General features: G+C 53.9%; 19 protein-coding genes and 1 pseudogene. 9 read left to right on the top strand and 11 right to left on the bottom strand.

From position 1 onward, the window contains the following. The first annotated feature begins 496 nt into the window (after positions 1–496). The 4 genes from C491_RS21550 to C491_RS13115 all read left to right on the top strand — a co-directional run bounded on the left by C491_RS21550 (position 497) and on the right by C491_RS13115 (position 4,437). Positions 497–931, top strand: coding sequence for a plastocyanin/azurin family copper-binding protein (locus tag C491_RS21550; protein ID WP_005557031.1), 435 nt, complete (start codon positions 497–499; stop codon positions 929–931). 285 nt (positions 932–1,216) lie between these two features. Continuing rightward, complete coding sequence (locus tag C491_RS21555) at positions 1,217–1,663, top strand: winged helix-turn-helix transcriptional regulator (protein ID WP_083909314.1); 447 nt, start codon at positions 1,217–1,219, stop codon at positions 1,661–1,663. Positions 1,664–1,763: 100 nt separating this feature from the next. Then, entirely contained in the window at positions 1,764–3,173 is a 1,410-nt protein-coding gene (locus tag C491_RS13110) for an MBL fold metallo-hydrolase (RefSeq protein ID WP_005557032.1), read from the top strand. 808 nt (positions 3,174–3,981) lie between these two features. Continuing rightward, positions 3,982–4,437, top strand: a complete 456-nt coding sequence (locus C491_RS13115; protein ID WP_005557034.1) for a hypothetical protein — start codon at positions 3,982–3,984, stop codon at positions 4,435–4,437. Between the two features lie 729 nt (positions 4,438–5,166). Here C491_RS13115 and C491_RS13120 read toward each other — a convergent pair. The 3 genes from C491_RS13120 to C491_RS13130 are packed head-to-tail and all read right to left on the bottom strand — an operon-like array spanning position 5,167 to position 6,777. Continuing rightward, positions 5,167–5,967: a beta-ketoacyl-ACP reductase gene (locus C491_RS13120; protein ID WP_049891880.1), complete on the bottom strand. Its 801-nt coding sequence runs from the start codon at positions 5,965–5,967 to the stop codon at positions 5,167–5,169. Next, positions 5,964–6,551: an HTH domain-containing protein gene (locus tag C491_RS13125; protein ID WP_005557037.1), complete on the bottom strand. Its 588-nt coding sequence runs from the start codon at positions 6,549–6,551 to the stop codon at positions 5,964–5,966. The genes C491_RS13120 and C491_RS13125 overlap by 4 nt, the downstream gene beginning before the upstream one ends. Beyond that, on the bottom strand, positions 6,538–6,777 hold the full coding sequence (locus tag C491_RS13130) for a helix-turn-helix domain-containing protein (RefSeq protein WP_005557039.1): 240 nt from the start codon (positions 6,775–6,777) through the stop codon (positions 6,538–6,540). Before C491_RS13130 ends, C491_RS13125 begins: the two co-directional genes overlap by 14 nt. A gap of 1,592 nt (positions 6,778–8,369) precedes the next feature. On the opposite strand from C491_RS13130, the pseudogene C491_RS21560 reads away from it, so the two are divergent. The 3 genes and pseudogenes from C491_RS21560 (at position 8,370) to C491_RS13145 (ending at position 10,905) form a co-directional block, all read left to right on the top strand. Next, positions 8,370–8,653, top strand: a pseudogene (locus C491_RS21560) (helix-turn-helix transcriptional regulator). Between the two features lie 459 nt (positions 8,654–9,112). After that, positions 9,113–10,249, top strand: a complete 1,137-nt coding sequence (locus C491_RS13140) for a daunorubicin resistance protein DrrA family ABC transporter ATP-binding protein (protein WP_005557042.1) — start codon at positions 9,113–9,115, stop codon at positions 10,247–10,249. Further along, on the top strand, positions 10,246–10,905 hold the full coding sequence (locus tag C491_RS13145; protein WP_005557044.1) for an ABC transporter permease: 660 nt from the start codon (positions 10,246–10,248) through the stop codon (positions 10,903–10,905). The genes C491_RS13140 and C491_RS13145 overlap by 4 nt, the downstream gene beginning before the upstream one ends. Before the next feature lie 689 nt (positions 10,906–11,594). Here C491_RS13145 and C491_RS22480 read toward each other — a convergent pair. Beyond that, on the bottom strand, positions 11,595–12,173 hold the full coding sequence (locus C491_RS22480) for a hypothetical protein (protein WP_152421319.1): 579 nt from the start codon (positions 12,171–12,173) through the stop codon (positions 11,595–11,597). A gap of 232 nt (positions 12,174–12,405) precedes the next feature. Here C491_RS22480 and C491_RS13150 point away from each other — a divergent pair, with 232 nt between their 5' ends. Next, on the top strand, positions 12,406–13,005 hold the full coding sequence (locus C491_RS13150; RefSeq protein ID WP_005557047.1) for a hypothetical protein: 600 nt from the start codon (positions 12,406–12,408) through the stop codon (positions 13,003–13,005). Between the two features lie 832 nt (positions 13,006–13,837). Here C491_RS13150 and C491_RS21570 read toward each other — a convergent pair. The 7 genes from C491_RS21570 to C491_RS13185 all read right to left on the bottom strand — a co-directional run bounded on the left by C491_RS21570 (position 13,838) and on the right by C491_RS13185 (position 23,001). Then, the gene (locus C491_RS21570; protein ID WP_005557052.1) at positions 13,838–14,095 is read right to left on the bottom strand and encodes an HVO_A0114 family putative DNA-binding protein; all 258 of its coding nucleotides are present in this window, start codon (positions 14,093–14,095) and stop codon (positions 13,838–13,840) included. 888 nt (positions 14,096–14,983) lie between these two features. Then, complete coding sequence (locus tag C491_RS13160) at positions 14,984–15,250, bottom strand: MarR family transcriptional regulator (protein ID WP_049891887.1); 267 nt, start codon at positions 15,248–15,250, stop codon at positions 14,984–14,986. A 216-nt stretch (positions 15,251–15,466) separates the two neighbouring features. Continuing rightward, entirely contained in the window at positions 15,467–16,894 is a 1,428-nt protein-coding gene (locus C491_RS13165; RefSeq protein ID WP_005557055.1) for a glycosyltransferase family 2 protein, read from the bottom strand. Then, positions 16,891–17,961 (bottom strand): HEAT repeat domain-containing protein, encoded by a 1,071-nt coding sequence (locus C491_RS13170; RefSeq protein WP_005557057.1) that lies wholly within the window; start codon positions 17,959–17,961, stop codon positions 16,891–16,893. The genes C491_RS13165 and C491_RS13170 overlap by 4 nt, the downstream gene beginning before the upstream one ends. 3 nt (positions 17,962–17,964) lie before the next feature. After that, positions 17,965–18,342 carry a response regulator transcription factor gene (locus C491_RS13175; protein ID WP_005557059.1) on the bottom strand — a complete coding sequence of 126 codons (378 nt, stop codon included), beginning with the start codon at positions 18,340–18,342 and terminating at the stop codon, positions 17,965–17,967. Then, positions 18,339–19,946, bottom strand: a complete 1,608-nt coding sequence (locus tag C491_RS13180) for a histidine kinase dimerization/phospho-acceptor domain-containing protein (protein WP_005557061.1) — start codon at positions 19,944–19,946, stop codon at positions 18,339–18,341. Before C491_RS13180 ends, C491_RS13175 begins: the two co-directional genes overlap by 4 nt. Continuing rightward, complete coding sequence (locus C491_RS13185; RefSeq protein ID WP_083909317.1) at positions 19,936–23,001, bottom strand: PAS domain S-box protein; 3,066 nt, start codon at positions 22,999–23,001, stop codon at positions 19,936–19,938. Before C491_RS13185 ends, C491_RS13180 begins: the two co-directional genes overlap by 11 nt. A gap of 244 nt (positions 23,002–23,245) precedes the next feature. Between C491_RS13185 and C491_RS21575 the strand changes: the two genes are divergently transcribed. Further along, entirely contained in the window at positions 23,246–24,418 is a 1,173-nt protein-coding gene (locus C491_RS21575; protein WP_005557067.1) for a M24 family metallopeptidase, read from the top strand. Positions 24,419–24,515 lie beyond the last annotated feature (97 nt).

Below are 24,515 nucleotides of genomic sequence, written 5' to 3' on the forward strand. Positions count from 1 at the left end.
CATCTGGCTTGTCCGGAGATGGGATATTATATATTCGGTGACTGTAATCTGGTAGGGAAGGTCAAAAAATTAGAAGGCAGTGGATAGTTCTGAGAAGGAGTTGCTTACCAGAATTCAGGTGGCTCCTACCTAGTCATATGTAGTTCACACTCCAAATTCCATTGAAGAGCTAGCACTTTTCTCTCTAAGTCAAATCTTCTAAACTCAGCTTCCTTTCAGATTCAGAGGGGTTGGATAAAAGACTGAGTACAGAATGGGATAGCATCGACTATTGTCGACATTTTTAGCAAAATTTTGCTTTATGGCCCGAACTACGTCTGAATAACACATTACCGCTGGAATATCTGGCAAAATTAGAGAAGTCTTCCACTTCACATTTTGAAATGTTACCTGTATAGGCAAACTACAAGCTTATAAAATTAATAGAATTACCTCTGGGGTAGTCAAGTAGCCCTGATGAATGGTTTAACTATCTCGCTGTAGCCAGAGCAGGGTGATGCTACAAGAAACAACACGGCGAAGAATCCTTCAGGTAGCTGGTGGATCCCTTTTGATTAGCTCAATAGGTATTCCTGCAAGCGCACAGGATGACGAGGAAGCTATCGAACCGGAAACAGAAATTTTTCTTGAGGGAGCAAATGATGGCTGGATTGGCGTCGAACCAGACTCGATCACAGACGAAGAGAATCCAACGCTAGTACTGACCGCTGGTGACTCCTATGAAATCACCTTCGAGAATATAGATGGAAGCAATCATAACCTTGAAATTGTAGATGGGGATGATGACGTTGTCGACGAATACGAGACTGAGACGACCGACGAAGAAGGGGATACTGAGACACTCGAAATTGAGGAAATCACTGATGGAATGGCTGAGTATGTCTGTCGACACCACGATGAAACGATGCGTGGCGAGATCGAGGTTCAGTAGTGATATTCATTTCTAACCTCCAATGTTCACTGGAGCTATTGTGAAGGTCTAAGAGGGTACTAGGTAGTTTTGCCTTTGCTGTATCGCTAAAGGGTCTATACCAGTCTTGAACAACTTTAGACAGGCAGCTCTTAACAAATAGATGGAAGAGGGAGTATGTTGACTAATGTTGGACAAGGTGCTAGACTCGGACTCATATATCGAGACCCCTTCTAATTATACAAAATTACAGGATGGATTTTTCAATGTCTCTCTTGTTACCTTTATATCTTCCTGAGCAGCCAGATGAACCCCACAAGACGAAAGATCAGAGCGCAGGTCTACGCCACTGTTGGAATCCATTTCAATGAACTCGTTAGAAACTCAGCGTTTACAGTAGGACAAATTCAATATCATATCCATCGGCTAATCAACGATGGGGAACTCAACTACGGCGAATTTCACGGACAGACCCACTACTATCCACCAGAATATGACAAACGAGATCAAATTGTAGTGGCACTGCTCCGGCGCGAAACTTCATACAAAATAGTCCGATATCTGTCAGAGCACAAATCTTCGACGCCATCGGAGATTACCGACGAACTTGTCATTGCACGGGGTACTCTTGAGTACCATCTCGACCGCCTGATAGAGTCAGATCTCGTTGAAAAACAGTATGATGACAAAGCCCGAGTGATTCTGCGTCTTGAGGATCCAGAAGAGATAACTGAATTGATAGCAATAATTTAATCAATCCACTCAGTATGGCCTACAGTACGAGTAATTCAGTCGATTCATATTTTTAGGTATCAATCAAATAACAAAATTGCATTGTCTACTGGTGGTTGCTATGCGAGTTACGTATCTCGAGTCGGCCGCGATACTCGTCGAGAGCGAAGACGCGTCAATACTCTGTGATCCCTGGTTGGTTGATGGCGCGTACTACGGTTCGTGGGCGCATTACCCCGAGCCCGAGTTTGAGCCAGAGGATTTCAACGATGTCGACTATATCTACATTTCGCACATCCATCCCGACCACTTTGATCCCGATACGCTTCGACGGATAGATACCGACATTCCGATCCTCATCCACGACTACCGATGGGACTATTTGAAAGATGACATTGAGGAGTTAGGATACGAGGTACTCGAACTGCCTCACGATGAACGAGTGCATCTAACTGGTAAGATGCACATCAACGTGCTTGCAGCCGATGGATGTGACCCGGAACTGTGTGGGAACTACTTTGGGTGTTCCTGGTACGACTCCGAGGCTGACTCACCTGGATCAACGCAGGTTGATTCGATGGCTGTCATCGACGACGGCGAGTTCACAATCGTCGATACCAACGATGTCCCGTTCGCGATGGCGGAATCAAGCTGCCGGAAAGTCAAGCATGACTACGGGGAGGTCGACCTTCTCTGTCATCAATATAGCGCAGCGCAGTTCTATCCACAGGCCGTGACGAACTACAGTCACGAGAAGAAGATTCGCGAGCGCGACCGTGTGATCCGTGAGAAACACGAACTCGCTCTCGATTTCATCGACGTCTTCGAACCGGCGTACTACATGCCGTTCGCTGGGGAGTACGTCCTTGCAGGCGACCTCGCTCATTTGAACGAGTACACGGCTAACCCACCGCGAGAGGAAGCCCTCGATTTCTTTGAACACGCCGTCGATCCTGACGATCACGAGTGCGTCTTCCTCAACTCCGGAGAGTACATCGATCTCGAAACAGGCGAGCGCTCGTCGCCGTTCGAACCGGCCGATCCCGAGGAGAAACAGCGGTACATCACGGAGGAACTGGCCGAGCGGTCGTTCGACTACGAGGCGAATCCGATCCCGAGCCTGTCGGCGCTGCAGGCGTACGTTCCGTACGCGTATGAGAGTTTAGAACAAAAGCGCAAGAAGATCGACTACAGTAGCGATACGACGGTGCTGATCTCGATGGTCGATGACGTCTATCTTGAAGTTTCGATGAACGGCGGCGGCTATCGATACGTCTCTGAGCCAGATCTCGATTTCTACAGTGGGTATGTCAAGATGGATATCGATCCGCGACTCCTGAAATGCCTTTTCGAGGGACCGCACAGCGCCTACTGGGCGGACGCGAAAATCGGATCGCATCTCGGGATCAGCAAGCAGCCGGATATCTATGAACGAGGACTGTTCCTCTGTCTCGGCTCATTCCATGCACATGGATATGAGGTGTCTGTTCCAGCGAACAAGGCGCCGGATGCAACAGTTGGACAAGATTGAGCACCGACGACAAGAACGTGTGATTGAGAGCGGCCAAACAGATTCTGTGCGGCTACCGACGACATGGTCCACTGACTCGGATTTGGTCAGGTCGAATACGATTCAAAAGTTCTCTGGTACGGTGTGGTGGAGTCTGATGTGAGGACGATGTGTCTCTGGATATCACTTGCATGCCTTCGGCCGGCTCATCATGCAGGCCGTTCTCCACGGCTGCTTGACTCCACGCACTCTATCGATTCGACTCATGTTAAAGCGATTCAGTGTGACGTGCTCCCACGACTAAAGTCGTGGGCTTCCCACCCGGTGTTGGCCGGGCAGGTCAATCCTGAAGGTTGGGAATCTAAGCTTTGNGCTCACTTGTTTGATTCCGGCTCTCGCCGTGGCAAACACCGAGTCAACTGCCAGTTTTCCGCGCACAACGACCGTTACGGTCGGGTGACCAATCAAGCTCACGGCGCGTATCCCACGACTGAAGTCGTGGGTTTTGCGCCTGCTTCACGCTATAATGACACCGCGTAGCCTGATCGATAGCATTGTGGAGCGGATGGAGGCTCGTTTTAGTCTGCTCCTGCTTATCATGTCCTTGAACCGGTCGATATCAGCGTCAACAGCGCCTCTGCAGGTGAAATAGCGAGTGCCTCAAGGCTTGGCTCTAAGGTGGTCACTATATTCACCAAGTGTCGTGTTAAAGTACTAAATACGACTTGTTCGTCTATGATTATCTCATGTAGCTAGCTTCCTTAGATGTTCCTATTAATTCTGTGACTGGACTAGAGTTAATATACTGTACGTATGAGAGGGTAGTAGGATGCCGGTTGATGTCGAATCGGATCAATGGAATAAGAGTAAACGGGTAGATATTCTGGAAGTAGAGATTGAAAGGTTTCTTCAGAAGAATTCAGAGAAGGCCTACAGCCCGGCAGAAATCTCGGACCATCTCACAGATGAAAAACCAGAGGTATTTCCTGAAATATTGCTTACTGAGGAGAGTTCTGCCAGAGTATCTCGGATAGTGTTGATTACGTCTCGGCTGGAAAAGTTAGCTTGGCACGAGCGTGTCAAGGCCCATGCACTCGAGGGCAAATTATACTACACTAACTGCGAAGGTGGACAATTTCCAATAGCTGAAGTAGAGCGAAACATTCCTAATCGATTCATCAATATAGAGCAGAGGATAGAAGAGATTGATGATGAATTAGGAACCGTACGCAGGATGCTTCAAGATTTGGAAGAGGAACTTCCCGAAGACTTTGATCTGTTATAAATCTCGGCGTGGAGCCGATTGAGTTTCGGGTTTGAGGACATTGATTCGGTGGTGGGTCGAGTGGCATGGAATCTAGCCGTCGTGATAACTGGTGAATATGTGCCCGCCCCGAGTGAGGTTGTTCGATTGGCCGAGTAGCCGATCACCGGTACCCTTGGAAAACCAAACGGAACTTCAGTATACGGGCTATAGTCATGAAGCGCTTTTTGGTGTAATCTTGAGCCAGAGGAGGTGGTGAGAAAGCTACCGCTGTAATCGGGTGGAGACGATTGGTTCCTTGAGTTGCTCACCGACAAAGAAAGGAATCGTTCAGCAAACGATGACTAGCGATTTGGACCGTATCACCTGATAGTTCGGTAGCGTCTGGATACCGATGAAAGATCCACTAATTTGCGTTAACGTTCGCTAATTTGGTTCCACAATCTAGTCGTTCAATATCTCTTCGGGCCATGATACTGAGTGCCCGCAAGGGCGTAGGTACAATCTCCAGTTGCCAGTCAGCTGAAGGGGTGCCTCCCCCTCCCTTCGCTGATGAGTCGTTGCACCACTTACCGTTCTCCCACCCCCCTGTCGTTTTGTGATTTGAGCGGGGAACATCTCGAGATGGTTTCTGTTCTGAGCACGCTACGTACCTCGAACTCTTGAGTCTAGTCTGCGAGCACCCTCCCGCTGGTCAGGCTGAGTCATCGAAGCGCTGATAACCGCCACGATCTGTTTGGCTGTCTGCCGTCACAGGTCGATTCCGCCGTTGATGTCGATTACTTCGCCGGTCATGTAGCCTGACTGCTCGCTGGCGAGGTAGCGAACGAGGCCGGCGATCTCGCTGGTGTCGGCGAACCGTTCGAGCGGGATCTCTGCGCGCAGGTCGTCTTGGATCTCGTCGGGAAGTGCCTCGACCATCTCAGTGTGGGTGAAGCCAGGCGCGATACAGTTGGCCGTCGTACCTGTGCTCGCCAGCTCGAGGGCGAGCGATCGGGTGAAGCCGAACAAGCCGCTTTTCGCCGCCGCGTAGTTCGCTTGACCGACATTCCCCTGCTTGCCGATCACGCTCGAGATGTTGATTACTCGCCCGTGATCGACGGTTTTGACATCGTCGTAGAACGTTTGTGTGCAGTTGAACGTCCCGTGCAGCGAGACATCGATTACCCGGTGCCAGTCCTCCACGGTCATCTTTTGGAACGGCCGATCACAGGTGATCCCGGCGTTATTGACGAGCACGTCGATTGGCCCAAATGTCTCGTGGACTGCCTCGCGCATCGTCTCGATTTCGTCGCGGTCAGTGACGTCAGCCTGAACAGGATGAGCCGTCCCCTCAAAGTCTGCTTCAGTGATTGTATCGGCGACCTCGTGAGCGGCTTCCTCGGAGGAGCGGTAGTTGACGATGACGGTTGCGCCGTGTCGACCCAGTTCGCGAGCGATGCAACGTCCGATTCCACGCGAGGCGCCGGTCACCAGACATGTTCGTCCCGTAAGCGGTTGGCGGGGCGGGAGTTCCAGAGTGTCCCGCCGCTCGGCGAGTTCTGCAGTCATGGCCGGCCCTCCAGCGCTGCCGCCTGATCGTGTTGAGAGTATGGGGACTTTTCACACTCCTTCGTTTCGAGTGCAGAGAGCCACTCCTGGACAGTGTATGTCCGGTCCTCAACCGTATCGGAGCCTTCCGTATACGGGACGACCCCCCGGAGTGCTTCTGTATCCAGGCCGGTCTCAGTATCGGCCTCGTAGAGTGCTACTGCTATGAACGGTACTCGGACCCGTTCGTGTGTCTCGTTACTCCCCAATCCAAGCGGTGACGACGGAACCTCATCCCGACGGAACGCTGGTTCAAGTGTGTAATCGTGCTGCTCGGCCCACTGTTCGAACTCAGCGACGAGTTCGTCACGTGTGGGCCTCATCTCGTCCGTCTTAGTAACCCCATGGTGTTCTGACGGCCACTGAGAGACCTGAAAGTCGGAGATGGGTCCGTGATCACACAGCTGCTGCAGGCGCTCGGTGAGTGCGTTGATCGTCTCTGCGACGGGAGCTGGAACACCCGACCGCACGTAACAGTCGACCTGGATATTTTCAGCCCGATCGATGGTGTTTGCTGGGAAATCCGCACCACTATTGGCTGGCATATCCATCCTCCGTACGGGAGACGAGATCTTTCTGAACGAGCGATGTGAGTATCGGTAGGAGCGTGAGCTTTGATAGGCCAAGCAATTGCTGGAGTTCAGTCGCTGTGGCCTCCTCCACCGCAAGGAGGGTTAGATAGACCAGTTTCGACTGAGGTGATCCGAGATCATCGATCTCTGCCATCTCCTGTTCTGGCACGGCGGTCTCTTGTGAGTTTGTAGGCACCATAACCACAGAGGACGGCTACCGCTCTGTTTATAAAGCTTGGATGAGGCACGTCCACAAACCTCACTTAGCGGGTTCCTGTCTTGAACGGCTGTTCCACGCGTAGTGTTAGATTTGACAGACATCACTGTCCGCTTTGCTCCCAGCACTCGAAAGAAGCCGTCTGTGAACTCGTTGTGAGCAGGTCGGCGAGTAGACACCGCCATGGCCTGCTTGCTTTTCCAACGTCCGAAAGCCACGATGTACAGTCGTGGCGGCCGACTGCGGTGATTGCCGCATTGTAGGCAACTCTGAACGATGCCGCTGCTTCTGATTCCTAAGGAGCGACAGAGGGTACCGGCCGCCATGAGTTCGGATCCGTCTGGTGGGTGGTCCCGGATTCGGTGACGGTAGGTGACAGCGGTCTCTGTCGCATGACACGCCAAAGCGTGCCAGTCTCTACCACGGGCGGTGCAGTATATAAAATTTGTGGCTCCTCGTCTACTTGAGCAACGTCGATCGCCGTCTGGGAACGTTGCTAAACTGTTGTCTACCAACTGATAAGGATCAGCGCCGTTGCTCGGAGATTCCCACGGCAAAAATAGTACAGGCGAGAATTGCTCGGCAATAGGACAGCGGTGGGTTTCTCGAGTGAGCAGCGGAACTTTCGGAATTCAAAGGCGGCTATAAGTAACTCTGTCGAGCAATTGAGGCTGCCCGGTGTGATCGCACCGGGCGTCCGCGATGATGATCGAAACGACAGCGGTGATCGTCGCATCGTACGTAGGAGTCAAGGGGCTCCTACGAACGGTCGACAGTACGACTCCGCTCTCGATCAGCGTTTGGGTGTGGGGTGCGGGCTTCGAGCTGTCGATCGGTGACGACCCTGGTTAAGGTTGTTGAGCCCCGCTACGGGGCTTTGCAACGAGACGGCCGAAGGCGCTGCGGTCTAAGCCTACCTATCGATATAGTCCTCGAGAATTGGATCAGTTTTCCACTCCGTCGTTCCTTTAAGTAGTTCTGGCCACAAGGTAGAGCTATGACGGGAAGTCGTTCTCTCGTGTTTTCAACGCAGTAGCGTAGGCTGTCCTGGCTCGCGAAAGGGTCTTGATTCGAGCAGTGATTTCTGTCCGCGTTAGTACTAGCGGCCAAGATGCCCAACGCCAGCGACGACCAAACGACCCGATCAGCGCGATTGGCAGTCTGGCTAATGAGGATTTCTTAGAGAAACCCGGGGTGAGGGTTTCTACGGAAGACGCGGTTGACAACTGGTTGGTAGGTGGGGCCTCGCCATTTATTCATGTGTGGGCCTAGCATGATAAGATTTGTGGTCAGGGTGTGTTACTATGTCAGCTGAACGTCGGAGTTCAAACTGCGACGTTGACCGACCAATTTACCATTCTTTCTTAAGAACCATGCTGCCCACAGATCCCATGCCAAGCAATCCCATCGTTAAGTATACAACGCATAGGTTTGCCCTTCTCTACCGATCCTACATCGCGAGATCGACTTCTGCCTAACTTCTCAGTCCGCTTCAGTTGTCATACTGTGTCCCTGAGATCGCCCTTCGAGATAGTCTTCGACTCATTTAAATCGCCAACGGACAAGAGTCCGATATGTACGATTTGACCGCTTTCCAGCGCGATCTGCTCTATGTTGTTGCTGGCCTGGATGAACCACATGGACTCGCCATCAAAGAGGAACTCGAGGAGTATTACGAAAAAGAGGTCCACCACGGTCGTCTGTATCCGAATCTGGATACGATCGTCGAGAAGGGGCTGATCGACAAAGGACAACTCGATCGTCGGACGAACGTCTACTCCTCACCCAGCGTGGACAGCGTGAACTCGAGGCTCGCCACGACTGGGAGGATCAATACATTGGCGGATTGGTTGATTGAAAACTCGCTGTGTTAGTGCTACAATGAGGATTCTCGATGGAGGCTCGCATCCAGCTTAACGGGCATGATTCGCGATGGGACTGGTGTCGGTGGAAATTTCGGATCCATACGGTACGTCCGTGCCATCGCGTCAACATTGTCGAGTCGACCAGACGCGGGTTCGAGCGCACCGATTCAAAGACTGAGTCGAACGTCGAGTCGGTGCCGCTGGTATCGGGCCGCCAAAATCAGCCAACGGCGTCGAGTGCGAAAGTGTGCCGATAACCCGTCTAACACGAGTATTTGTCCGTTTCAGTGCCTCTCCAAACCACTTTCACTCCACATTTGGCGCGAGTATATCCGCTCAGAAAACGTACGAAATGGGGAGGAGAACGCTATGACTACCCATCCCATGACCGAACGCGTGACCGCAGGATTCGTCGGTCACAATCAACGGACTGGACTCGACGAGGCAAGTCAATGACCGAACACAGTTCACCGAGGCACACCGCTGACCTCACGGAACCAGCCGGCCTCGAGGGGTCGGTATCAGCGGATCGAAGCGGTGCGAATTCCGGGGCCACCCCTGGCGATTTCGGCCCGTCCAAGGATTCGGCACTCGCGATCGAAACCGAGGAGCTGGTCAAACACTTTGGTGAGACGAAAGCTGTCGATGGTGTAGACCTAGCCGTCCCTGCGGGCGGCATCTACGGCTTACTGGGCCCCAACGGTGCCGGCAAGACCACGATGATCCGGATGCTCGCGACGCTGTTGCAACCCGATGCTGGGACGGCTCGCGTGTTCGGTCACGATGTGGGAGCCGATGCGGACGCAGTTCGCGGGCGCGTGAGCATGACCGGCCAGTTCGCGTCGGTGGACGAGGACCTCACCGGACACGAGAATCTCGTCTTGCTCGCCCGCCTGCTCGGCTACTCGCGGCGAGAGGCGAAGGCACGGACAATAGAACAGCTCGAGGCATTCGGCCTGACCGACGCGGCGTCCCGCCAGGTGAAGACGTACTCAGGCGGGATGCGCCGTCGACTTGACATCGCGGCGAGTATCGTCGTCACCCCAGAGCTGCTGTTCCTCGACGAGCCAACTACCGGCCTCGATCCGCGAAATCGCTCTCAGGTTTGGGAGATTATCCGAGCGCTCGTCGCCAACGGAACGACGGTGCTGCTGACAACACAGTACCTCGAGGAGGCCGACCAACTTGCCGACCGAATCGCTGTTATTGATGACGGTCGAATTGTCGCTGAGGGGACGCCCAGAGATCTTAAAGCCTCGATCGGCTCGGGCGTGTTGAACGTCCGGGTGCGTGATCCTGGCCAGCGTGAGGAGGCGAGGCAGGCACTAACCCGAATACTCAACGCCCCCGTGAAACTCGAGTCGGATCCGGCTGCGCTGTCGGCTCGCATAGCGGACACCAACCGCATCGCGCACGCGTTTGTCGAGCTGTCGCAGGCCGAGATCGCGGTCACGGACTTCGCGCTCGGCCAGCCTAGCCTTGACGAAGTGTTCCTCGCGCTGACCGATCGCGACGACCGAGATACACACACTGATCGCGCAAGTCGCGACGGTCGAGACAAGGCGGCCGCCGGGGGGAGATCGCGATGACAACCGAGAGCGGCGCCGAGCCCGACGCTGAACGCCTCCGATCGGCGGTATCGGACCAGCCGCGGCCACCGCGGCCGAGCGCGCTCTCTGCATCGCTCACATTTGGCTGGCGGGCACTGTTAAAGATCAAGCACGTCCCTGAGCAACTGTTTGACGTCACCGTTTTTCCGGTCATGTTCTTGCTGCTGTTCACCTATCTGTTCGGCGGTGCGCTTGCGGGTTCGACGAGTGCGTACTTGCAAGAGCTCCTGCCAGGAATCCTGGCGATGACGGTTGTCTTCATCACGATCTACACTGGGATCACGCTGAACGATGACGTTGATGAGGGTGTCTTCGATCGGTTCCGGACACTCCCGATCTGGCAGCCTGCGGTCATTGTCGGTGCCCTGCTCGGTGACGCCGTACGGTACACGATTGCCTCGACGATCGTCATCGCCCTCGGACTAATCCTCGGGTTCCGACCTGACGGCGGTGCCGTTGGCGTGCTATCGGCCGTGGCACTCTTGCTTGTATTCTCGTTCAGCCTCTCGTGGATCTGGACCGCCCTCGGGTTCGTTATGCGGAGTCCGGAGTCGCTCATGGCCACGAGCATGCTGGTCCTGTTCCCGCTGACATTCGTCAGCAACGTCTTCGTCGATCCGGCGACGATGCCATAGTGGCTCGAGGCGTTCGTTGGCATCAACCCAGTCAGCCACCTGGTCACGGCGATGCGCGGACTGATGCACGGGACCGCGACGACCGGCGAGGTCGGCATCGTCCTGCTCATGTCCGCGGCGCTCGTCATGGTGTTCGCTCCTCTTACGATGTACCTCTTCCGTAAAGAAACTTGAACGTCCCCTCTTTTTTATGGTCGCTGAATTTCTTCGCAAACCGCCGCCAGTATAGGGTCAATCAACGCTTCATGGTCGAGCACTGCGAACAGAACACTCACGGAGTGCTGCTTGTTGCGAACGTTAGGAGGAGTCCGCGGCTAAACGGACTACTGCTGATGGTGTCTTGTTCACTTGCGACGACGTGCGGCCAGGCTTTGTCTGCGATCATGGTCGAACAGCCGCATGGAACAACGATTACTCGAGTCTGGGAATCGATGGTGGACCTCGGTGAGTCGAACCTTGAGGAACAAACGCGACAGGTGAGTCCGAACGACAAGTATGGTCCAAGAGTACGTGATGACAAGGCGGTGTTGAGGCTAACAGTGCTTGAGGAGTAATTGCCGTGTTGAATAGCGGCCTCTGAGATGGGAAATGGCTATTCGATTCGTGAGATCACCACCCTTAACGTCTCACGAAAGTGACCAGCTCGAAGCCATCCACGAAGACACCGCTATTCAACACGGCAGGAGTAATTAGAACTGAATTGTCCACACTCCATCTCTTCCTTGGGATAAGTCGAATACACTGAGGGTTCTGGAATCAGCATCATACCCTAGGAGAGCAAAGGATTCCATCTCGTGACTAATACCGACTCTTGAGGTGTCGAGGATCATACTGACTACGATTTGTAGCTGTCCTGACTCGTCCTCTACGGTCTCTAAGACCCATTCGTGGGGAGTTTGCAAACCCCCGCTTGGATCAACCGTTACGCCGGGATTCTGAATGATCGTACTTCTGTGTCCGAGCCCGTGGAAATTCGGATCATCATTTCCGAGCGCGAACTTCCAATATGCATGCGTCCGAGTTCCCGGAATTCCCTCAACGTACTGCACCGGTTCCAAATAATCTTCTTGTAGCCACAAACCCTGTCCTTGAGTCAGAATTTCTAGCCACGTGTCAACTGAGCCTCCACCCTGGACATTCGCCACAGTGTTCCCATTCAACTGGGCCGATGCTACTGATCTGTTGCTGGCTCCAGCCACCGTATTCGCGCCTAAGACGGGGACTGCGATCACTCCACAGGCATTGGTTATGAAGGCTCTTCGATCCATATCCGTGTAGATGCTTCGAAGATAGATAAATATATCAACACGTATTTTGAATAACAGGAGAAGGGACCTGACTGCTGCCGATCTAATGCCACCACTGAACAAACGCTGAGAGACGATCGTACAGAGGTTAGTTCTGGTCGACAAGCTCGCAACTGAAGGCAGAGACATTCGCCTCTCTCTTTCGACATTCTTCAGCCGCTATTGATACTGTCCAATCACACACTAGTTGAAGATGCCTAAGAAAAACAGAACAGTAGTACAATCAATCATCGTCGTTGGCATCTGTCTGAGCATCCTTTTGACTGGACCCGCTGCTGCTACCACTAGCATCGGGGCGGACACCGCTGAAGTGTTCAGTCTGAATCAGCAGGAAGGCCAGTATGGTGATGGGGACTACGAGGATGAAATTGAGGCGGAATATGGCGACGGAACTGGATATGAGGACGAAATAGAGTATGGGGATAGCCCGATACAGAGTCCTGAAGACTTCGTTGGTGTGTTAGAAGGTGAGTTTGACCTACAAGTATATGATCTTCAATTCCAAGAGGATATTGGTTACCTAACCATCGGGAGCAACTCTGCTGGCGATATAGATATCCTATTACAAGAAATACTGATGGTTACAGCCACGTACACTGTCTATGTTGATGGCGCTGAGGCTTTCCCAGCCGCACTTGTAGTTGAGATCGTCGATAGCAATGGGGACTCTGTCGTTGGATACCATATCGAAGCAAACTGGGTCCTGGCATACCTGGATGGATCGGCCACCGAAGAGGAACTCATGGAGAGTATCTTCTACACCTTACAAGATCTAACGCAACAGTACCAGTAGTCCGTTTCGTTCCACCACTAAACTGAGGTAGCCTTTCGTCTTGCTCCGCTATTCTGAGACTTCTCAACGGTCAGCTGACAGGATTCAGCAATCGGTTTAGCCGGTAACTCCTGCCCGAGCAGGCCTCCGGCGTGAGTGGCAACAGTGTCGCGTCGGCGGCAGACCGCCGCCGAGAGCGACGACTTTCCGTCGATTCAGCCGTTATCCGCTCGTCAGGACCGTCAGTACAACCGTTCCGACACAGAACTCAGGCTTCAGAAACAGTTAGCCGAGGGTGCTTTGTGAGGTACTGATCCTTGGTCGCTGGATCGTAGACGTTAGCTGGCTTCCACTCGGGTCGTAGAGCTGCATATAGGCTTCAACGTCACGTGGTACGTCTACACTCAACGTCGTCTCTTGTGCTACCTCTTCTGCTTTTAGTAGGTTCGCGTCTTCCAGCGCTGCTCTCCCCTCTTCGGTAAGCAATAGAACACGTGTGGATTATCACGCGTTCGCTGGTCTTCGGGCAGAGTGACTCGAGCAACGAGACTAGTATCAACCAACGTCTCTAGGTGGTTTCTGATGGTGCTTGAATTCACGTCCAACATGAAGTAGTCGAGTTCCTTCAGCGTTGGAAGGTGCTCAGGGTGCCCGATGATCTTTTGGAGAATTTTGAACCGTTCCCTGCTAAGATCATCCGTGTGAACTTCGACGACTTCACACGTCATGCCGTGATACTGAGCATCGGAATCGTCTGCGCCAGATAGATCTGGACCAGATCACCGACTGAGTACGCCTCATTTGATGGCTGTGAAATATTCTCCATTGTCGTCTGTGAGATGGACTGCTTCGATCAGAGCGGTTCTACGACGATATGTTCTTGAACGAGATAGGGGCGCTTTGCCCGGCCCGTAGTCTCATACTTGATGACACCGTGTTCGGCCAGCACTCCCAGGTCCCGACTTACCTGTCCCTTATCGCGCTCTAGGAGACAAGCGAGCTCACGAACAGACTTGACCTCCTCTCCTCGGAGTGTGTGGATGATTTCGCGTCTCTTTGGAGTAAGAACCGTCTCAGCGCTTTCAAAGCTGAGAACTTGCACGTCATCCATGCCTCCCCGTGCAAGTGCTCGAGCCATCTCGCTCCGTCGCTCTACTTGAGCATTGTCATCTGTTGGCTGCGACCAGTCTATTTGAGGCATCTTGATCCACTGACTGTTGTGTAGTATATAGAGCAGAGGATAGAAGAGATTGATGATGAATTAGGAACCGTACCAGGATGCTTCAATATCTGGAAGAGGAACTTCCCGAAGACTTTGATCTGTTATAAATCTCGGCGTGAAGCCGATTGAGTTTCGGGTTTGAGGCGATTGCTCCAGAGTCAGGTCGTATAGACCTAGTCGTCGCGATCGGCGGTGAGCACGGGCTCGCTCCGTGAGGGTGTTCGGTTGCTCGAGTAGCGATCATCGGTACACCCTCGGAAAACCAAACGAGCTTCAGTATGCGGACTACACAGTCATGAGACATTTTTTGGTGTAAGCACCATGCTTACCACAAAAGTGCACTATTAGTGGATCGCGGTTCGTGGGCGACATAAGCACCCTAATCAGCACCCACCTGTTCGAGCCAGATTGGCCACAATTCCCCAAGTTGTGGCTAACCTCGTGTCACCCACGTGCCGCCTTTCACTCAGATCCAGCAGGGGCCCACCGTTGCTATCCAACACCCGCTTTTGCATAATACCCCATCAGCCAGATGTCTGACGGACTCGAGGGTACTGACTTGTTATAAACCTCGAGGGCTACGAGAGAGGTCGTGAAAACGCTAGGAGTAAGATCCCTTCGCATTCGAATAACGGCAATGACAACATGGGATGTAGATCGAGTACTCATTGCTCGCTGATTAAGTTCACTCATATAGGCTCTCAGCGAGAAAAGCTCATAGACAGCTTTGAGATCCCATTCGCATATTCCTGCAGGAGACAGCAAAGAGCAGCGGTATTACTTGATGTTAAGGCTGTAGAGGCGTTTGCGCGCGTCCGAGAACGAGAATCGGGAGTCAACGACGTTCTCCTCGTCGAGACGATTTAGGGCGTAGCGAACTGTCCGGTTCGGTAGAAGCGACTCGTCGGCGATCTGTTGCTGGGTCATCGCATCGTTGTGCTCGAGGACTTTTGCAACGAGTTTGGCGCTCGGTGGCAGATCAGGGATGTCGTCCCATGATCCGTTGTGGGTTGGTTTTTCCTGCATTGATTCTGACGTCCCCATTGTCTACTCCCCATTCCAAACATAGCGTGATAATATCTTCCATTATCACTCATGCACTCTAGTTATGAATGGGTGCGAATTTATCTATCTTAGAGAATAAGATAATTACCTTACTAAACCTGTAGAACGCCTGTATGCAGCCGTCAATGAGGAGACCCCACTTGTCGCACTCCTCTTTATAGCGAACGTTGTCGAGCTCGCCATACTCCGCTCCGATCACGGGCCATTCTCGTCATCAAACCCTTTTCGCTCCATCGCACCCCACGAATCGACCCCGCGGAGGAACTCAACGAACCCACGCCAGAGGATGATCGTCTTCCACTGCCGGTAAAGGATGTTCTCGAGGATACCGTAGCCGAGCAATAGGGCAACATCCTGTGGCCGTTCGTAGCGCCGGTAGCTCGCCACCTCACTCAGTACGGACAGCCAGGAAAGGAACATGCTGAGGAGGATCGCAAGCAGCAGGAACGAAATGAAAAACCACGTGTCGACAATCCCGAGGACGAACGCCAACGGGACGATAACGTACCCGAGTCCCTCAACCAGGGGACCAAACCCCTCGACGCCCATAAAGAAAGGTAACGCAAACATTCCGGTTACACCGTAGTTCGGATTGCCGATCATCTTCCGATGCATCGTCAACGTTTGGAATAGGCCACGATGCCAGCGTCGTCGTTGTCGACTTAGCGCCGTTCGATCTTCGGGAACTTCCGTCCAGATCACCGGCTCGGGAACGAACTCAAGACGGTACTCCTGATCGCATTCGTTCAGGTAGCGGTGCATGCGGACGACCAACTCCATGTCTTCGGTAATCGTATCCGAGCGGTACCCACCGACCTCTCGAACCAGTCGCGTGTCGAAGAGGCCGAACGCTCCCGAGATGATCATTAGGCTCTTCAGGCTGCTCAAACCGATTCGGCCAGAGAGAAACGCCCGCAGGTACTCCATTGTTTGGAAGCCAACCAGCGGGTTCCGCGAGAGGCGAATCTCTTCGACGATCCCTTCAGTGATCGAACAGCTATTCGCAACGCGGACGACGCCACCGGTCGCGACGGTTCGCTCAGGATATTCAAGAAATGGTTTGGCGACCGAGAGCAGCGCGTCACGCTCGATAACCGAATCCGCGTCGACCGCACAGAACAGCTGTTTCTCGGTGAGATAGACCCCGGCGTTCAATGCGTCCGCCTTCCCTCCATTTTCCTTATCGATCACGGTCAGTTTTCGGTTTTCTGTCGAACGATAGACGTCGCGTACGGTTTCACATGGAAGTTCTCTCGGTGGTGATGCGGGTACCGCTTCGAGGTCGAACGCGTCGACAAGCCTATCCAACGTGTCGTCAGACGACCCGTCGTTGACGACGATTACTTCGTAATCGGGATACTGAAGATCAAGGAACGACTGGACGCTTGAGACGATAACAGGCGCTTCGTTGTACGCGGGAACGACGATCGCGATTCCAGGGAGGAACGGCGAGCCAAACCGCTGGTAGGTCGATTCGAATGTCCGTTTGTTTATCAGCCGACGCAGCTCAACCAGCGCCGTGAGGTGGATGACGAGATACGCGGTGTTCGCTACCACAAAGTAGGCAACGACGAAGACGCTGAACCCAAACAGAAACCCCGCAAGGAGGTCAATGGCAGTCATGCATCCTCCAGAACAGCCGTGTGTTCGGCCTCGACCCAGCGCCACGTCCGTTCGAGCGCTTCAGGGGAATTGGCTGGTCTCTTCTGCCTACCCTGCGTATGCAACACTCGCACGCCGACGAGTCGGGCCAAGTCGTCAGGTTCGTCCTGAACGGCTGTCACCACTCGTTCAAGATTGGTGTTCCACCGACCGTAAACGTCGTACGCAATCCGTCGAACCTTCGGCGAAGGGTCAGTAAGGAGGTCCTCGATTTCTACCGCATCACGGAGCTGCTGGTTCCAGCCGTACTCCGCGAGCGTCGAGAGTGCAGCTGCCCGGACTTCGGGTGATTCATGATCGAGACAAAAAAGAATCCATGTTAACGAGGACGGGCTAACTCCTGATTGACAGTGCTGGAGGACGGTCAAGACCTGAATAAGCACCGCATCCTCCCATTCTCCATGTTTTTCATTAGCGATAGACAGTAGATACTCCGGTTTCCGAATGACAATTCGATAAAGGGTATCAAGTCCAAAGATCGACAGTGGCTCACGGCCCTCCCACAGGAGCAGATCCACACCGGTTCGTTTAGCACGGGGATCGTCGTTCTCGAAAAGGACGCGCGCCGTCGCCGTTCGAACGCTCTGATTCCACGTACAGGTCCGAAGAGCGGTATCGACGGCCGACGGGTACTCGAGGAGAGCGAGCCAGCTCAGCGCGCGGAGCGTCAGGTAGAGATTGTCAGACTCGAGGTCGTTTCGAAGCCGCTCGGGAGTGAACCCGAGCGCGTAAACCAATTGCTGAAGTTTCGTCCGTTCTCCGCCGTGAATCTGCGGGAGTAACCGTTTTCCGGTCTCACGTACGGCCGACCATTCCGGCGGCGATAGTTCCTCGACCCAGTCGTTCCAAGAGGGATCATCCTCGTCTAACCTGGATGCCAACTCGGCCGTTATTACGGGTTTTACCACCTCGACGTGGTGGGCTTTTCGCTGTTTTCGAACGGAGACGACGAGCGTCGCCGTGCCAACGAGCAAGACTACTGACCCCAATCCGATCGTCGCCCAGACAACGAGCGTGATTGCCTCCATACTTCACGTGCTCGGTAGCATGCGTTTGATCCGGGCGACGACCTCGTTCGGGCTGAATGGCTTGGTGACGTAGTCGGTCGCGCCGCGCTCGAAGCCCTCAACGACATCATCCTCACGCGACCGTGCGGTGAGCATCAACACAGGAAGATCGGCGAGAGTGTCTTCGTCTCGAATTCGCTCGAGGACCTGAAATCCGTCCATCCGCGGCATCATCACGTCAAGCACCACGAGGTCAGGCAATTCATCGGTTTCCTGAAGGTGATCGATGCATGCTCGCCCGTCTTCGAACGTTGTCACGTCGAACCCGTTCGCCTGGAGTTTGAACGTCAGAAGTTGTTGGATGTCCTCATCGTCTTCGGCGATGACGATCGATCGAGTCATTGGTCAGTCACCCCAGATCCCGTAGCGTCTCCTTCTCTGTGTGAGGAATCTACCGGTGTCGAGATGAGTGTCGAGGCCAAGTCCGTGGCGTTGAGCGGTCGCTGAACGAACAGCCTCCCACCGATTGTGTATCGTGGCTCGGTTTCTGTCCGTGACTGATCGACGAGTAGGACTGGAAGTCGGCGTCCGCCCCGACGCTCGCGAAAGATCCGTGTCCCCTCTCTCACAGTATCGGTCCCATTCGTCGCGCCGGAGAGCCCCTCGGTCCGAACGAGGCCAACATCGTACTCCCTCTCTCGATGTACCGTCCGCGCCTTGTCAAGGTCGGTGACCACCGTCACTTGCCACGATTCGGGGAGGACAACCGCTTCCTCATCCGCCGTTGTATCAAACATTAAGACGTCAATTCGCTCCTCATCGTTTACATCGAGAAGGGTTTCGGTCGCCTCAAGAACAACGGCCGGCTTCTCCGAAAGATACGCGGACACACCGAGCTGGGGTGACCCCGTCGATTCATCCCGGACGATCGACAGTGCAACGATTGACGCCTCCTCGTAGTCTGCATTCCGGCATACCTCCTCAGCAAGCCCGATTCCATCACCGTCCTTGGCAAGCAGGTCGACGACGATTACTGATGGGGGATCGTCGCGGATCGCTTCCCGTGCAGCCGAGCGGTCGTCGGCGATCACGACGTCATAGCCGATATCGTGGAGCTGCTCTACTAGCAGGCCAGAGACCTCCTCATTTATGTCTATGAGCAGGAACGGTCCATCAAGTGAACCAAGGACGTCTGACTGATCAAGTTCCGACCGCTTATCCCATTCCTCGCGAACGCGTTCGATCCTCCCGTCGAATGCTGAATTCAGTGTTTCGAGAGCGGCGTCTAGTTCGGTCGCCTTTCGGAGGACGAGCTGTGCGAGTGATTTCTGCTCGTCCGTCAACGACCCAACGTCCTCGTCTGCAAGCATCTCCATATACCCGAGAATCGACGTCAGCGGCGTCCGGAGTTCGTGCGAGGCCTGCTCGAGAACGTCTCGCTGGAAGTCCGTGAACGCGTACAGCTGCTCTTCCCTCGAGTCAACCTCCTCTCGCAACATCAAGCGGTCAAGCCGGGCGTCGACGATCCAGCCCAGGAGCTCAGCGTAGCGAACGTCATCCTCGTCAAACCCGTCGTCCGTGACGAGCTGTAACACGCCGGCCTCACCGATCGGCGTACAGAGTGCCTGGCCACTTCCGAAGGGGACGTCCACGTCGGCCGCGTCCGTCCCACCCTCGACAACAATCGTCTCGTTTCGATCGACGGCCGCGTCGATCCTGGAACCCGTGACCGGGAGTTGCCGTCTACGCTCGGTCGTGTCGGGCGGAGTACTGGTGATTGTGGCCCATCGCTCCTCACTTCGAACGATGACCACGGCGTAACGGAGCTCGAACAGCTCGTACGTGGCGTGTATCACGGCGTCGTAGATCGCGGTTTCGGTTGGACGACCGGCTAGACGGGTTGCAACGCGGTGGAGGAGTTCAAGCCGGGGCAGTGTATCGACTCCTGTATCGGATGTCTCCATGTCGACCTCGTTATCTTGCGGATGTTCTTCTTTATCTGTCATGAATGTATTTCTCTCCTTCGCGAATTGGTCGATGTGTGGAATCCGCATCGGCGGTCACGATCTCGAATCGGGCGCCCCCCTCGGACCCTTCGGTGATTGAGATCTCCCACCCGTGCGCGTCGACGATGTCGGTGACGATCGCCAGCCCGAACCGACGCTCCGCGTCATCATCGTCAAACTGTCGGTCAGTAAGCAGCGCCTTGCGTTCCGCTTCGGGAATGCCGGGCCCGTCATCCTCAAGGTAAAATCCTCGGTCGCGATCGAGGTCCCCGACGTGAACGGTGACGTCGATGCCGCCGTGCTCGATTGCGTTCCGAAAGAGGTTCTCGAACAGCTGGGTCAGTCGGAGGGGATCCCCCTCGACCATTGTCTCGCCTTCCAAAAGGAGGCGTGCCTCATCGGTTCGGACGGTCGACCACGCCTGTGTAGCGACGTGGTCGATGTCGATGGGCTCTACTTCCCCAATCTCTTTGCCTGCTCGCGCGAGTGCGAGCAGGTTCTCGACAATCTCGGCTGTTCGATCAACCCCCTCTTCGACCTTCTGCAGATGACGACTGTCTCCTCCTTCCAGTTCGAGTTCGAGATAACCCTTCGCGACGGTCAGCGGATTTCTGATGTCGTGAGCGACGACGCTCGCGAATTCCTCGAGACGGTCGTTCTTCCGTTCGAGTTCGCGTTCTCGCTGTTTGAGCGCCAGCTCCCGGTCGGCACGGGTAAGTGCGCTCGTCGTCAGCGCTGCCAAGATGGTACCGAACTCGCGATCGTACTCATCGAAGTTCCTGTCCCGAAACGACCCACAGATCAATACACCGTGGTCGCCGAGCGGAAATAGCATCTCGCTTCGGATCGGTGTATCTGGATTGTGCACGTTCGGGGCGGCGGCTACGTCTCCAAGCATCTGTGGCTCGTCGTTCTCGAAAACCTTCCAGGCAACGCTGTTCCCCGGCCGAAAGACAGGTTGTTCGTCGAAGAGATCATCCGCTCGATCGGTCGTCGCGAACGGTACCAGGGCGTTCTCCTCGGAGTCGTAGCTCCAGACGCCTGTTATCGGAAGGTTGAGAACCTCGTTCGCGGTCTCGGTCGCGATCTGAGCGATCGATACCGGTGTACTCGCGTTCATCAGCTGGGAGCCGACAGTGGTCAACGAGTGAAGCACTCGCTCGCGTTCTTTCACTTCCGTAATCTCCGTCGCGATACCATAGAGCGTGTAGAACTCGCCCTCCTCGTCGAAGAGCGGAATCACCGTGGTCAGAAACGTACGGCGACGGTCGCCGATCCACGCTTCCTCTTCGTTCCTGATAGGTTCACCGGCTTCAATGGCTTGGCGTTCGAGCGTTCTGTTGCCTTCGATCGCGTTTTCGCCGTAGACATCATCGGCTGTCTTTCCAATGAACGCGTCTCGCGGAAGTCCAAGCAGTTCTTCATACTGTTTGTTGACGTACTGATAACGTCCCTTCGGGTCCTTTTTGTACACCACCGCGAGTGCGTTGTCAAGGACAGACTGGAGTTCGGCCTTGGCCCTCTCTACTTCCTCCCGGAGAACCTTTCGCTCGGTGATATCTGTAATGAATCCTTCGAGTGCGACCAGTTCGTTGCTCTCGTCGTAGACGCCGGTTCCCTGCTCCCAAACCCACCTTTCGCCGCCGTCCTTCGTCACGATTCGGTACTCCACTTCAAAGCTCTCCTCGACGTCGAAGGCGTCCTGAATCGTCTCCCAGACGGTTTGCTGATCATCGGGATGGATTATGTCGCCACCCCACGTCACTACCTCATTTTCGACTACGTCCGCATCGTAGCCGGTAAGTTCCCGACAGGAGCCACGAACGAACTCCATTGGCCATTCGGATTCATTAGCACACCGATAGACCACACCCGGTAAATTGTCGAACAGTCGTGAGAGGTACAGTTCGCGCTCCCGTCGCTCGGTTATGTCGCGGATGCCGCAGACTAATCCGCCGGATTCCAACCCCGTGAGCGTGAGCTCCTGCGGAAACCGGGTCCCATCGACCCTCCTTCCAACTGCCTCCCCTCGCCACTCGCCTTCGCGCCCGATTTCCGGCATGATCTCCGACTCGAAGCGTTCGAGCTCCGCCTCGTCGTAAAGGATGCGCCAACTCTCGCCGATCAGTTCGTCGGGATCCTCGAACCCGTACATCTCAGCGTGGGCAGAATTTGCGTAGACGTACTCGTCGTCTTTGTCGAGGATCGCGATTCCTTCCATCGATATCTCGATCGCCGAGTGAAGCCGTCGTGCCTCGCGTTCGAGACGATCACGTTCGGTGATGTCACGGACGATGGCAAGTAGGAAGTCGTTGCCCTGTATCGTAACGCGTTTCAGATTGACGTCGATCAGCCGCTGTTCGCCATCCTTGCGTTCGATTTTCCACTCGAATTGACTCTCTCCCTGTTCGACGGCATGTTGGATCCGTTCGAGGGCCTCCTCCTGTGAGTATTCAGGACTGTCGACGCTGAAGTCACCGACGGTGAGCTGTTTGAGTTCCTCGATTGCATAGCCGTAGACAGATTCGGCTGTCGGGTTCGCATCAAGAATCTGTCCTGTTTCGATGTCATGTACGAGGATCCCTTCGTTGACTGCGTGGAAGATCTCCTCATAGGCGGGCATCGTGAACGGTTTCCCCTCGCTGTCTTCGATCGTATTGACAGTTTGGTTCTCGATAATATTGATGACTCTTTCGACAAGTTCCCTGTACGCGTCCGTATCATCATGTCTTGCAACGTACTCATCTACCTCTAGTAAGGTCGCCTCACTCCCATCCTCGACGAATAGGACGACTGGCACGTCGACGTCGGCAGTCTGGTGGGCTATCTCAGTCCCAGGTTTTTCCCCAAGGTGGTACCCACTAACGACGCAGTCGATACTCCGTTCATGTATTAGTTCGAGCGCTGAATTGACTGTTTGGGCGTTGAACGCAGTCACATCGTATGGGGTCCTCTTCTGTATAGCGGCACTGATTTGATCACGCGTATCGAAATCGAACCCGACATACAGGAGCGTGAGTCCCGCTGGGGACGTACCGGTCTCGTGACCTGTCATCCTACTTGTAGAGTGTCACGTCTATGCCTTTAATATATTTTCCAATATTGTTGATAGATGGCTGCCTTATCACTGCAGAGGATAGTCTCTTTATAACCCGCACTGTCTAGTTCAGCACCACCTCAGCTGGCGTTTTTCCATCAAGCGATTGATGCGGTCTCTGGTGAGTGTGCCGCGTGATTAATGCTCAGGACACCTCTCACTCGGCACGGTTTTAAGATGATGTTCCCGGTTCTATTTATTGATGTCTCGTCTCACAGTACCGAAATCCACACACATCGAACGAAAAGAAGAGCTACTAGACCGCGCCAGATCTGATGGGTATGAGGGGATAGTCCTCTTTGGATCGTTGAATATCCACTATATCAGTGGAATGTATCACTTGCCGACGGAGCGGCCCGTTGCCCTTGGTATCACTGCAGACTCTGTTGAAGCCATTGTCCCACGGCTGGAAAAAGAGCATGCAACCCGTGACGACTTTTTGATTGATGACGTCACTGTCTATTTCGAATATCCGCAAGGTAATCCAATGAAAACTGTGGCTGAAATGTGTGATCGACTTGGTATTGCTGATGGCGCGATAGCAGTTGATGCGGATGGAAGTCCAGCACGAAATGGGTACACTGGTCCAGCGCTCTCAGAACTCGTCTCCGCAGATGTTGGCGTTGAAGACTATATTACGGATATGCGTGAACTCAAGGGAGAGCACGAAATCGAGCTTATTCGTGAATCCAGCGCCTGGGCTAATCTCGGACATCGACTCCTTCAGGAACAGATTGAGCCTGGTCGCCGTCCAATTGAGGTTCGAGCAGAAGTCGAAGCGGATGCAGTGAAGATGATGCTCGATACGCTTGGTGATCGGTATGAGATGCGATCCTGGGCTAATCCGATGCAGTGCCTGTTCACTACGGGAGATGTCACTTCTCTCCCACATAGTATGGATCAGACAACACGAATAGAGCAGGGAGATAACATCGTTACAATAGTCAAACCCAACATAGGCGGCTATACTACTGAGCTCGAGCGAACACTGTTCGTTGGTGAGCCAACGGGCGATCAGCGAACGTATTTCGAGATTATGAAGGAGTCTCAAGAGATCGCAATTGAAATGATCGAACCTGGTGTCGAGTACGCTGCTATTGAGGAAGCTGTTGTTGACTACTACCAAGAGCAAGGGGTTTCTGAGTACGTACAACACCACGTCGGTCATAACATCGGTTTGGAGGGACATGAGAGACCGTTCCTCGATGTCGATTACGAAGGCGAGATCCGCCCCGGCGAACTGTTTACAGTAGAACCAGGCTTTTACGTTCCTGATGTGGGTGGCTTCAGACACTCCGATACAGTAGTTGTCACCGAAGACGGGACAGAGACCTTGACGTATTATCCACGCGAAATTGATGAATTGATAGTCTAAGCACGGTCCAGATCTCCTTGGTCCATCCAGTGATTTGTATCTTCGAGGTTAGTCTGGGTAGATAGGACAATACTGTGCATCGATAGTACTCCTATGA

This window comes from Natronococcus amylolyticus DSM 10524 (genome assembly GCF_000337675.1).
In the GTDB taxonomy this organism is placed as follows: Archaea; Halobacteriota; Halobacteria; order Halobacteriales; family Natrialbaceae; genus Natronococcus; species Natronococcus amylolyticus.